This is a genomic window from Halomonas litopenaei (assembly GCF_003045775.1).
Lineage (GTDB): Bacteria > Pseudomonadota > Gammaproteobacteria > Pseudomonadales > Halomonadaceae > Halomonas > Halomonas litopenaei.
Window position 1 is genome coordinate 36394 of sequence record NZ_PXNS01000003.1, and the last position, 11767, is coordinate 48160.

Annotated in this window: 12 protein-coding genes; 9 read left to right on the forward strand and 3 right to left on the reverse strand. The window is 64.3% G+C overall.

The window, feature by feature from the left end:
- Positions 1-64: 64 nt before the first annotated feature.
- From C6W88_RS05295 to fba, 5 genes are all read left to right on the forward strand, one after another.
- A complete protein-coding gene (locus C6W88_RS05295; RefSeq protein WP_045992245.1) occupies positions 65-448 on the forward strand; it encodes a CidA/LrgA family protein in 384 nt (127 codons plus the stop codon).
- A complete protein-coding gene (locus C6W88_RS05300; protein WP_108131766.1) occupies positions 445-1161 on the forward strand; it encodes an LrgB family protein in 717 nt (238 codons plus the stop codon). The genes C6W88_RS05295 and C6W88_RS05300 overlap by 4 nt, the downstream gene beginning before the upstream one ends.
- A gap of 136 nt (positions 1162-1297) precedes the next feature.
- On the forward strand, positions 1298-2326 hold the full coding sequence (locus C6W88_RS05305; protein ID WP_108131767.1) for a type I glyceraldehyde-3-phosphate dehydrogenase: 1029 nt from the start codon (positions 1298-1300) through the stop codon (positions 2324-2326).
- 67 nt (positions 2327-2393) lie between these two features.
- Entirely contained in the window at positions 2394-3557 is a 1164-nt protein-coding gene (locus C6W88_RS05310) for a phosphoglycerate kinase (protein WP_045992248.1), read from the forward strand.
- Between the two features lie 145 nt (positions 3558-3702).
- Positions 3703-4767, forward strand: coding sequence for a class II fructose-bisphosphate aldolase (fba, locus tag C6W88_RS05315; RefSeq protein ID WP_045992249.1), 1065 nt, complete (start codon positions 3703-3705; stop codon positions 4765-4767).
- A 106-nt stretch (positions 4768-4873) separates the two neighbouring features.
- Here the strand turns inward: fba and C6W88_RS05320 are convergent, their stop codons facing one another.
- Both C6W88_RS05320 and C6W88_RS05325 read right to left on the reverse strand, forming a co-directional pair.
- On the reverse strand, positions 4874-5962 hold the full coding sequence (locus C6W88_RS05320) for a hypothetical protein (protein ID WP_108131768.1): 1089 nt from the start codon (positions 5960-5962) through the stop codon (positions 4874-4876).
- A 268-nt stretch (positions 5963-6230) separates the two neighbouring features.
- Positions 6231-7250, reverse strand: coding sequence for an AraC family transcriptional regulator (locus C6W88_RS05325; RefSeq protein ID WP_108131769.1), 1020 nt, complete (start codon positions 7248-7250; stop codon positions 6231-6233).
- Positions 7251-7669: 419 nt separating this feature from the next.
- On the opposite strand from C6W88_RS05325, the gene C6W88_RS05335 reads away from it, so the two are divergent.
- The 3 genes from C6W88_RS05335 to C6W88_RS05345 all read left to right on the forward strand — a co-directional run bounded on the left by C6W88_RS05335 (position 7670) and on the right by C6W88_RS05345 (position 10388).
- Positions 7670-8191: a 2,4'-dihydroxyacetophenone dioxygenase family protein gene (locus C6W88_RS05335; RefSeq protein WP_108131771.1), complete on the forward strand. Its 522-nt coding sequence runs from the start codon at positions 7670-7672 to the stop codon at positions 8189-8191.
- A 122-nt stretch (positions 8192-8313) separates the two neighbouring features.
- On the forward strand, positions 8314-9405 hold the full coding sequence (locus tag C6W88_RS05340; protein WP_108131772.1) for a zinc-binding dehydrogenase: 1092 nt from the start codon (positions 8314-8316) through the stop codon (positions 9403-9405).
- Complete coding sequence (locus tag C6W88_RS05345; protein WP_108131773.1) at positions 9402-10388, forward strand: 3-hydroxyacyl-CoA dehydrogenase; 987 nt, start codon at positions 9402-9404, stop codon at positions 10386-10388. The genes C6W88_RS05340 and C6W88_RS05345 overlap by 4 nt, the downstream gene beginning before the upstream one ends.
- Before the next feature lie 42 nt (positions 10389-10430).
- Here C6W88_RS05345 and C6W88_RS21605 read toward each other — a convergent pair whose 3' ends face one another.
- Positions 10431-10718, reverse strand: coding sequence for a DUF4235 domain-containing protein (locus C6W88_RS21605; protein WP_052704310.1), 288 nt, complete (start codon positions 10716-10718; stop codon positions 10431-10433).
- A 250-nt stretch (positions 10719-10968) separates the two neighbouring features.
- Between C6W88_RS21605 and C6W88_RS05355 the strand changes: the two genes are divergently transcribed.
- Complete coding sequence (locus C6W88_RS05355) at positions 10969-11661, forward strand: HAD-IA family hydrolase (RefSeq protein ID WP_045992255.1); 693 nt, start codon at positions 10969-10971, stop codon at positions 11659-11661.
- Positions 11662-11767: the final 106 nt, after the last annotated feature.

An 11767-nucleotide genomic window follows, 5' to 3' on the forward strand; every position in this document is an offset into this window, starting at 1 on the left:
TGAGTCGGCACAATGGCTCAATTCCCCTGGCCCCGGCCAGTGACAATGACCCAAGAGGATTGCAATGTCCGTGTTACGAGGCTTTTTATGGCTTTCGCTGCTGTGGCTGGTCGGCGACCTGGTGGTCAGCCTGGGTGAACTGCCGCTGTCCCCCGGCGTCGTCGGACTGATGCTATTGACTGGTGTCTTCGTACTACGAGGCCGCATGCACGAAGACGTGGCAGCGGCGGCACAGCCGCTGATCATGCTGCTGGCGATGCTGATCATGCCCGGCGTGGTCGGGGTGTTCTGGGTGCTCGACCAGATCTCGGGGCACTGGCTCGCCGTGGGGCTGGCGCTGACCCTGGGCACTCTGTTGAGCGTTGCCAGCACCCTGTGGCTGATGCGCCGCCTGCTGCCGGCGACGCCCTCCGAGGCGACCACCACCGCCCAAGGAAAGACCTCATGAGCCTCGCCGTGGTCGATCACCTCGATACATCGATGCTGGCCATCGCCCTGTCCATCGGCGCCTACTTGGCCGGCATGGCGCTGTTTCGGCGGCTCGGCTCTCCCGGCTGGTGCCCGCCGGTACTGCTGGCCTCGTTGCTGCTCGCCGCGACGCTCAAGGCGGCCGGCATCGCCTACGTCGACTATCGCCAGGGCGCCCAGTGGCTGATGCTGTTGCTGGGCCCGGCCACGGTGGCCCTGGCGGTACCGCTCTACCAGCAGATGCACCACATACGCGCGCTGTGGCGACCGCTGCTGGTCTGCCTGCCGGTGTCGACGGTGCTGGCCGCCTGCTATGCGTTGCTGATCGCCTGGGCACTGGGGGCGCCGCCGGAACTGCTGGCCTCGCTGGCACCCAAATCGGTGACCGCTCCCATCGCCATGGGCATCACCGAGCGCCTGGGCGGCTCCGTGCCGATCCTGATGGGGGGATTGTTGATCACCGGCGTCGCGGCCACCGCCTGCGTCAGCCTGTTCGGCCGGCTCTTGAAGATCACCGATCAGCGCCTGCTGGGGCTGGCGCTGGGCATCAACGGCCACGCCATCGGTACCGTGCGCGCCTTCGAGCTGGGCCCCACCGCCGGTGCCTTCGCTTCTCTCGGCATGACGCTGACCGGGGTGTTGACGGCGCTGATGATGCCGCTGGCCTGGCGCCTGGCCGGCATGCTCGGCTGAACCGATTCAGCTTTATTTTTATGCTACCTGCGCGGTTTTATGCCCAGTGTGACGCCGCTGGAGCCGCGACGCGCGGGGCGATTTGAGATAGACTTTCGCGCCTGTGTCCATCCCTCCGTGGAGAGTATCGAGCCCCATGGCCCAGCGTATTGCCATCAATGGCTACGGCCGCATCGGCCAGTGCGTCCTGCGAGCCCTCATCGAACGCAACGACCCCAGCTTCGAGGTGGTGGCGATCAATGAGCTCTCGGGACTCGATACCATTACCTACCTGACTCGCTACGACACCACCCACGGACGCTTCCCCGGCCGGGTGGAAAGCCGCGACGGCCACCTGATCATCAACGGGCATGCAATCCGGGTGCTGTCCGAAGAGGACCCTGACCGCCTGCCCTGGCGGTCACTCGGCATCGACCTGGTGCTGGAGTGCTCCGGCAGCTTCAAGGATCGCGCCACCGCCGAGCGCCATCTCGCGGCAGGCGCCGGCCGGCTGTTGTTCTCCCAGCCGGCAGAAAGCGACGTCGACGCCACCATCGTCAGCGGCATCAATGACGACGACCTGACGCCCGACGTCCGGGTGGTCTCGGCAGCGTCCTGCACCACCAACTGCCTGGTGCCGATCCTGACCGTGCTCGACGAGGCGCTGGGCATCGAGCACGGTGTGACCACGACCATTCACTCGGCCATGAACGACCAGCCGGTGATCGATGCCTACCACCAGACCGATCTGCGCCTGACCCGCTCGGCGATGCAATCCATCGTGCCGGTGGACACCGGCCTGGCCCGAGGCATCAATCGCCTGATGCCGCACCTGGCGGAGCGCTTCGAGTGCCTCCATGTACGGGTGCCGACGATCAACGTCTCGGCCATGGACATGTCCATCTGCGTCAAGCGCGATACCTCGGCCAGCGAGGTCAATCGACTGCTGCGCGAGGCCAGCGAGTCACGGCTTCCTGACCTGCTGGGGTATACCGAGGAGCCCATGGCGTCCATCGACTTCAACCACGATCCCCGCTCCGGTATCGTAGACGCCACTCAGACGCGGGTGGCCGGTGGCCGCCTGCTCAAGCTGCTTTGCTGGTTCGACAACGAATGGGGCTTCGCCAACCGCATGCTGGACGTGGCCGGGCGCCTCGCCAGCCTTCCCCGGGTTCCCGAGCGATGACACCGCCACTGACCAGCCGTTGCCATTCGCTGTCTCCCTCAGACTTTCCAGACGAGGATCTGCCGACATGAACGTGCGCAAGATGACCGATCTCGACCTCAAGGGTCAGCGGGTACTGATTCGCGAAGACCTCAACGTACCTGTCAAACACGGCCAGGTGACCAGCGATGCCCGTCTGCGCGCCAGCTTGCCGACCATCAAGGCAGCTCGCGACGCAGGTGCCAAGGTGCTGCTGATGAGCCACCTGGGCCGCCCCACCGAAGGCGAGCCGGCCGACGAGTTCACCCTGGCACCGGTGGCGGCCTACCTCGGTGACCTGCTGGACTGCCCCGTGCGCCTGGTGACCGACTATCTCGAGCAGGAACCGAGCCTGGAAGACGGCGACGTGGTACTGCTCGAGAACGTGCGCTTCAACCAGGGCGAGAAGAAGGACGACGAAGCCCTGGCCAAGCGCTACGCCGAGCTGTGTGACGTCTTTGTGATGGACGCCTTCGGTACCGCCCACCGTGCCCAGGCCTCGACCCACGGGGTGGCCCGCTTCGCACCGACCGCCTGCGCGGGCCCCTTGCTGGCCGCCGAACTCGATGCCCTGGAAAAGGCGCTGGCGACTCCCAGGCGCCCGATGACCGCCATCGTCGGCGGCTCCAAGGTCTCGACCAAGCTCGAGGTGCTCAACGCCCTGTCCGAGAAGTGCGACCAGCTGATCGTCGGCGGCGGTATCGCCAACACCTTCATCGCCGCGGCGGGTCACAACGTCGGCAAGTCTCTTTACGAGGCCGACCTGGTGGACAAGGCCAAGGCGCTGATGGCCAGGGTCGAGATTCCGCTGCCCACCGATGTGGTCGTGGCCACCGAGTTCTCCGACTCCGCCGAAGCCGTCACCAAGCCGGTGGACCAGGTCGCCGACAACGAAATGATCCTCGACATCGGCCCGGATACCGCCGCCCGCCTGGGCGACATGCTCAAGAGCGCCGGCACCATCCTGTGGAACGGCCCCGTCGGGGTGTTCGAGATCGACCAGTTCGGTGGCGGCACCGAGGCCCTGTCCAAGGCCATCGCCGAAAGCGACGGCTTCTCCATCGCCGGCGGCGGTGACACCCTGGCAGCCATCGACAAGTACGGCATCGCCGAGCAGGTGTCCTACATCTCCACCGGAGGCGGTGCCTTCCTCGAGTACGTCGAGGGCAAGGAACTGCCGGCGGTCAGCGCCCTCGAGGCGGCCGCTCGCTGAGGTTTGCCGAAAAAGCAGCGGCGCTCGTCGGTGCTTTCTGCCAAGCCTAAGCCCCGGGGCCGGCCATCGCCGGCCCTTTGACAACCCAAGCGACATGGGCGCGACAGCATCGCGCTCTCGACCTCTTCAAGAATCAGGTACCTCCATGGCACTCGTCAGTATGCGCCAATTGCTGGACCACGCCGCCGAACATGGCTACGGCGTGCCGGCCTTCAACGTCAATAACCTCGAGCAGGTTCGCGCCATCATGGAAGCCGCGGACGCCACCGATTCCCCGGTGATCCTGCAGGCCTCCGCCGGCGCCCGTAAATACGCCGGCGCCCCCTTCCTGCGCCACCTGATCCTGGCCGCCGTGGAAGAGTTTCCGCATATTCCGGTGGTCATGCACCAGGACCACGGCACCAGCCCCGCTGTGTGCCAGCGCTCGATCCAGCTCGGCTTCTCCTCGGTGATGATGGACGGCTCCCTGGGCGAGGACGGCAAGACCCCGGCAGACTACGACTACAACGTCGATGTCACCCGCCGCACCGTCGAGATGGCCCACGCCTGTGGCGTCTCGGTAGAAGGTGAGCTCGGCTGCCTGGGCAGCCTGGAAACCGGCATGGCCGGTGAGGAAGACGGCATCGGCGCCGAGGGCAAGCTGAGCCACGACCAGCTGCTGACCGACCCGGAAGAGGCCGCCGACTTCGTCAAGGCCACCGGCGTCGACGCCCTGGCCATCGCCATCGGCACCAGCCACGGCGCCTACAAGTTCACCCGTCCGCCCACCGGCGACACCCTGTCGATCCAGCGTATCAAGGAAATCCACGAGCGCATCCCGGACACCCACCTGGTCATGCACGGCTCCTCCAGCGTGCCCCAGGAGTGGCTCGAGGTGATCAACGCCAACGGTGGTGCCATCCCCGAGACCTACGGCGTCCCGGTGGAAGAAATCGTCGAGGGCATCAAGCACGGCGTGCGCAAGGTCAACATCGACACCGATCTGCGTCTGGCCTCGACCGGTGCGGTACGTCGCTTCCTGGCCGAGAACCCGGCAGAGTTCGACCCGCGCAAGTTCCTCAAGCTTACCGTCAGCGCCATGAAGGACATCTGCATCGCCCGCTACGAAGCCTTCGGCACCGCCGGCAACGCCAGCAGGATCAAGCCGATCAGCCTGGAAGGCATGTTCGAGCGCTACGCCCGAGGTGAACTTGATCCAAAGGTGAAGTAAGCGTCGATCAGGTTCCCGCAGCGGTAACGCAAAACGCCCCATGCCGGCAAGGCTTGGGGCGTTTCGTTGTGCGCCGCTGGTACAACACCAAACCGCTCGTCAGGTGTCAGCAGGTAGACTCTTCCAGCCGTCGCCGCAACGGAATATTGGCCTCCGTGCGGGCCGAGGACACCGGTAGCTCGGCGCGAATGTCCTCGATGGCATTGAGCAGCGGCTCCAGCGCGGTGAGATGGCGCGGAGCACGCAGTCGCCTTTCAAGCGCCCGATAGACCTCATCGGGGTCTTCCCCCGGCGCCTGGCTCGAGGTAAAGGGTGCCCGCCGCGCAGCAGGCGCCACCGAGACAGGCTCGAATAACCGCGCGTAGGGGTCTTCGCCGGACCAGGTCAGACACAGCAGATGATCCCGGGTGACCTGAACGTTCAGTTCCGGATAACTGCGGGCAAGACGCACGAGACAGTCAACGACATCATCGGTAAGAAACGCCGCCAGGGCGTCATGTTCCGCCGTGCAGGCGACGAAATAGCGAGAAAAGGCGCCCTCTCCCCAGCGTTCGCCGGTGGAACCGTGGTGCAACAGTCGCCACTTGCCCTCTCGCGGGTTGCAAAGATCCACCGCCGCCACCTCGAAGAGATCGCAGATCAGGCCGTTGCGATGATAGGTCCGGCGGTCCTTGTCCATGCCCTCGGCATAGGCGAAGCGATAGACCCAGTATTCGCCACCGACGCGCTCATCGGCCGCCCTGCGGCAGTACTCAAGCTCGCCATTGTCCGCATAGGTACGCTGAAAGTCGGTGATCTTTCGCCGGAGCGTCGTCAGCATCGCATCAAGATCGACATCGGGCTCGGCCAGTCTAAAGTCGAGCTCCGCCGCACGCCGCACCAACAGTCGCAGGAAGGCGGCCACCCGCTCGGTGGCGTGCCAGTCGAAACCCAGCAAGGCTGCCCCGACCAGCGCCAGCGGAATCAGCCACGGCCAGGAGAGCCCTCCCGCCAGGGTGATGATAAAGCCGAGCGTGCCCAGCAACAGGCAGAGAAGCCCCAGCGCCAGAATCGTGGAGGAAGGACGCGGATTGAGCGACACGTCCTCGTCCCGGGCGCGATCCAGGATCTGGATCAGCGACTCCCGTGATCTGGCCGCTTCCGCGGCATGCTGCTCGCGGCGCGTAAACCGATATGCCTTCCATAGCGGCGTCATCGTCGCGCCTCTCCTTCGCTCATGGTGATAGCTCTCTTGATGGCAACCTTGATGACAGTGATGTCAGCAGCAACAAGTCTAGTGTCCACCAAGACCTGGGCGCCCCTTGGCATGGCCACATCAGGGGTACACGGGCCGTCCCCATGGAGAGTGAAACACATCCTTCGGACCACACCCGGCTGCAGCTGTGCTGAAGCGATAACCTAAGCGCACTTCAGCGCAATCGCCTCGCGCCCACCACCCGGGCTGCCGACTCGAAGACCAGCGCCTAACCTGCGCCGTTCGATCTCCGCCGCTGGTGCTGGCGCCAGCGACTCGGCGCAACCCCAAACCAGCGGCGACAACCTCGCGTCAGCGCGCTCAACTCGGAGTAGCCCAGCAGATTCGCGATATCGGTCAACGGCAGCGACGTTTCCCGAAGATAATGAATCGCCAACTGCCTGCGGACCTCATCGACCAGATCCTGGAAACATCGCCCCCTGGTGGCCAGACGTCGCTGCAGCGTTCTCGGGTTCAGCGCCAGTCGCCTGGCGATGTCATCGAGTCCAGCGCCCCCCTGCCCCAGCTGCTGACGGATTTGCCACGACACTTCATCGACCAGATCTTGAGGGAGTTGTTCCGGCCGATAGGTCAGATACTGCTCCATCAAGCGATGCAGACGTCCGTCGGCGGTCACCAGAGGACGCTCGAGGTCGGAACATTCCAGCAGCCAGCCATCGGAAGGGCTGTTGAAGGTCGGCACCACCCCCAGCAAACGTTGATACAGGAGCGCAGGCACGCTGGGGGACGTCGCCAGATAGATGGCCCTGGGACGCCACTGCGGCCCCAGCAGCAACGACAGCAGGCGCTGGCCGACGCCTACCGGCAACTCGCTGATCTGGCGACCGGGAGCCGCCCCGCCCCCCACCATGGTGTAGCTGAGAAAGGCTTGGCGGGGGCCACGTTCGATGTCGATGACCGCACTGCTCGAGTGGGCGGAAAAGTGATCTGCCAGCGCCTCCAGCGCCAGGCCGACCGTGGCGGCATTCTGAATCAGGTAGAGCAAGGGTCCGAAGATATCGACTCCCTGGTACTGGCCGAACTTCAGGCCGAACAGCGAATCTCCGGATGCTTCGGCACAGTTTTCGAGCAGCATCGCCAGACTCGAGAACTCGATGATGCTTTCCGGCGACTCCAGCAACGAGAGCGATAGTCCCACCCTGGCAAGCTGGGCCTCGGGGTCGATGCCCTGCTGGCGCGCGAAGTTGGCGAAACCGTGCAGTGACGACGCTCGCGAATAGTCGGCCATGCTCTCTCCCTCAGCCTGACTTCCTTACCACCTACGTTGCTCGGATGCTGATTCTCTCTTCAATTTTCGAAGCGATTCATCGTTTTCGAGGCGGTTGATCCTGGGGCTCTTGCCTCCAGCGCGCTTGGCCTAGGCGCTGTCCGAAAAGTCGACGAGCGAAGGTTAGACAAGGCAAAAATCGGTGAGAAAGCGCAGTTTACGGGGTGTAAATGAGCATTTTGATCCGATTTTTAACGCCGTATTACCGAGCGCAGGCACTTTTCAGACAAGCCCTAGCCCTCTCCATCTAAGGTCTAGCCCTAAGTGTCGTGCAAGGTCAAATCCTTGTCATCAAATGTCAAATCGGAGGATGTCTGGCAGACGAGGATGATGCTTCGAAGACGTTTCTTTGATCCATCCACGACAAGAGCGACAACAAGATGCCATTTCCTTTCCAGATTTCGACCCATGATGCCCTGTTGACCCTGGATACCCAGGAACTCCCCATCTATGAAGACGCGCTGCCAGGCATCCCCGGCGTCGACGTCCAGCCGCTGTTTCTCGACCCGCACAACGGCGTCTGGGTGCTGCGGGTGAAGTTCAAACCCGGTGTGGTGCTGCCCAAGCACTACCACACCGGTACGGTGCACTTCTTCACCCTGTCGGGACGCTGGCACTATCTCGAGTATCCCGTTCAACCCCAGACCGCCGGCTGCTACCTGTACGAGCCCGGCGGCTCCATCCATACCTTCGCCACTCCCGCCGACAATGACGGGATCACCGACACCTTCATGGTCGTCGAGGGCGCCAACGTCAACTTCGATCAGCAAGGCAACTATCTGGGGCTGATGGACGCCAGCAGCATCATGGGGCTCATCGATGCGCTGATCACCGAGCGTGGCCTCGACCCTGCGCGCTATGTCACGCCTCCCCAACCGCACTACACCGACGCGCCGCGCTAGCCCGCCAAGATCACGCCTCCACGCGGCGTCAATCGACAAGACTCCCTACAACAATTGCGCTCGGTATGTGTCTCGCCAGGCAGGTGCCGCGGGGCCCGTCATCGACGCCAAGGAGATTCCCCATGCGCGCGATCGTCCTGCGTAACGAGCGACTCGGCCTCGAGTCACTGCCCGACCCGACGCCGGAAGCGGGAGAAGTGCTGGTCAAGACCCTGGCCTGCGGTATCTGCGGCAGCGATCTGCACATGGCAGATCACTGTCACGATGCGCTGGCGGGGCTTCGCAAGGGCCGCGTTCCAGTGGCCTTCGAACCGGACCAGGGCGTGGTCTTCGGCCACGAATTCTGTGCCGAGATCCTCGACCACGGCCCCGGCTGCGACAAGCGATACAAGGCCGGAACCCGCGTCTGCTCGGTGCCCTACGCGGTCAACGCCCAAGGCTTTCATCACATCGGCTATGCCAACGCCTACCCCGGCGGCTTCGGTGAGCTGATGCGCCTTCAGGAACACAGTCTGCTGGAGGTGCCCGGCGATTTGCCCAGCGAACTGGCGGCACTGACCGAGCCACTGGCCATCGGCCGCCACGCCGTCGCCAGAGCCCGGCTCGCCGGAGGCGAAGTGCCGATCGTGATCGGCTGCGGTCCGGTCGGCCTGTCGGTGGTGATGGCACTGAAGGCGGCCGGCTTTGGCCCGGTGGTGGCCACCGACTTCTCCCCCCATCGGCGCCAACTGGCCGAGTGCCTGGGTGCCGATATCGTTGTCGATCCGGCCGAACGTGCCCCCTTTGATTGCTGGCTCGAGGCCGCCGACGCGCCACAGGGCTTCGACATGTACGGCCCCATGGCAATGCTGTCGATCGGCGCTCAGCCCAGGCCTTGCGTGGCCTTCGAGTGTGTCGGCGTGCCCGGTCTGATCGCCCGGACCATGCTCGACCTGCCACCAAGAAGTCGGCTGGTGGTGGTCGGCGTCTGCATGCAGACCGACCAGATCGAGCCGATCGTCGGTATTGGCAAGGAGCTGGACCTCAGCTTCTCGTTCGGCTACCGCCCCGAGGAGTTCGCTGCCACCCTCACCGACCTCGCCGACGGCCGCCTCGATGCCGCCCCCTTGATCACCGACCGCGTCACCCTCGACGGGGTCCCTGCGGCCTTCGAGACGCTTCGCCATCCCGGTGATCACGCCAAGATTCTGATCCAGCACGGAGACAGAACATGACCCCGAGCCTTTCCTCTTCTCTCGAAAATGGACCACACAGGCTGTGCGTGCTGGGTGGCGGCGTCCTGGGTGGCCAGATCGCCTGGCACAGCGCCTTCAAGGGCAAGAGTGTCATCGTCTATGACATCGACGACTCGGCGCTGGAGCGCTGCCGCGCAAGCCATGACCACTACGCCGGCATCTATCAGGCCGACGTGGGCGCCAAGCCCGAAGCCATCGCCGCCACCCGCGCGCGACTCGCCTACACCAGCGACCTGGCCGAAGCGGTGGCCGACGCCGAACTGGTGATCGAAGCCGTACCCGAAGATCCCGAGATCAAGCGCCAGCTGTACCGGACCATGGCACCGCTGCTCGGCCCCGAGACCCTGGTGGCAACCAATTCCTCGACCCTGCTGCCCGCCGACTTCGCCGATGACAGCGGACGCCCGGAGCGCTACTGCGCGCTGCACTTCGCCAACCTGGTGTGGATCATGAATGTGGCCGAGGTGATGGCTCACCCACGCACATCACGCACTACCCTGGACTCGGTTACGCGCTTCGCCATCGACATCGGCATGATTCCCATCCCGGTCGAAAAGCCGCGCAACGGCTATCTGATCAACAGCTGGCTGGTGCCACTGCTGACAGCTTCCCTGACCCTGCTGCGTGAGGGCGTCGGCAGCGCCGAGATGATCGACCGCACCTTCATGAAGATGTGGAGCTCTGCAGCGGGGCCCTGCGGCATGATGGACATCATCGGCATGAAGACTTGCTTCGATGTCAGCCACCACTGGGGCGAGGTCGACGACAACGACGAAATGCGGGCCAACGCCGACTTTCTCCATCAGCATTTTCTTGCCAACGGAAAGCTCGGTCTGCCCAGTGGCGAAGGCTTCTACCGCTATCCCGACCCCGCCTATTCCCAGAGCACCTTCATGGCGATCCCCGACCACAGCGAAGCAGGTCACATCGCGGCCCAGGTGCTCAAGGGCATGGCGGGTTGACCCAGGAAGGGGCGGTGGGCGACGCCCCTTGCTGTACTGTGATCAACGCTTGCCGGGCAGCAGCCTGGCAGAACGCCCGCCCTTGCGGGTCTTGTCCAGCGCCTTGCGCCCGGCGCTACGGCCCACTACGCGGGCCACGCCGACCATCACGCCGGTAGCGGCTCCCCACAGGATCGCCTCGCGCCACTCGACGTCGTCGCGATCCGGATTTTCCGGCGGTTCCTTGTCCGACACCTTTTGATAGGCACGCTTGGCGGCCTTGCGTGACATCACGCTGGCCCCCACCGCGGCCGCGGATCCCACGATGGACCACAGTGTCTCTTCTTTCATGAGTACCTCCTTGAACCATGGCCGGGGCCATCCCGCCCCGAGAATGTGGTGTTTCGAACACCGCTGTGTTTCAGCATAGCGAAGAGGTCCTCGCCGCCTCAAATTCCCCATTTCCGCACCGCAATAGTGCGGACTGCGCAGCGTGAAAAAACAGTGTTCAAAAATTGTGGTTTTCGACTTCGAACACAGGCAGACTCCGCAGAAATCTGCAACACTGTTCGATAACGCAACGAATCGCGAGGTCGCCTCCATGGCTCGCCCCCTCTGCCTGCTGTTCGACTGTGACGGTACCCTGGTGGACAGTGAACCCCTGCTGGCCGCCGAGATGGCCGTCAGCCTCTCCGCCGCCGGACTGCCGTTCCGGGCCGAGGACTATATGGGCGACTTTCGCGGCGCGCGCTTTCGCAATATCGTCGCCACCCTCGAAGCACAACATGGTCAGGTCGATCCGGACCACCTCGAGGTGCTGGAAGCGAGCATGCGCGCCAACCTCAACCGCCGCCTGGCTACCGACCTGACCCCCATCGCCGGCGCCACCGAGGCCCTCGCCGCGCTGTCGCACTACCCCATGGGCGTGGTTTCCAACGGCCCCGAAAACAAGGTGCGCACCTCGCTTGCCACCGTGGGCCTGACCGAGGTGTTCGGCAATCGCCTGTTCAGCGGCTACACGGCCAACTGCTGGAAGCCGGACCCCTGCCTGTACCTGCATGCCGCCAGCATCATGGGCTTCGCCGCCGAGGACTGCATCGCCATCGATGACGCCATCGTCGGCGTCAACGCGGCCCTGGCCGCAGGCATGACCGTGGTCCACCTCAATCGCTTCGCCGATGCCGAAGAAACGCCCGAAGGCGCCCACATGATCACCAGCATGTTCCAGCTGCCGACGGTCATCTCACGGCTGCAGAAGGATCGCGACAGACACGCCATGCTCTCCAGCGGCTAAATTCCGCTGCATATACCCTGAGGCCCGGCAATTGTCGGGCCTTTTCATTGCTCTACATCACCTCAAGACCATTGTCTAAGGCGCGCCTTGTTGCTGGCTTCGGCCT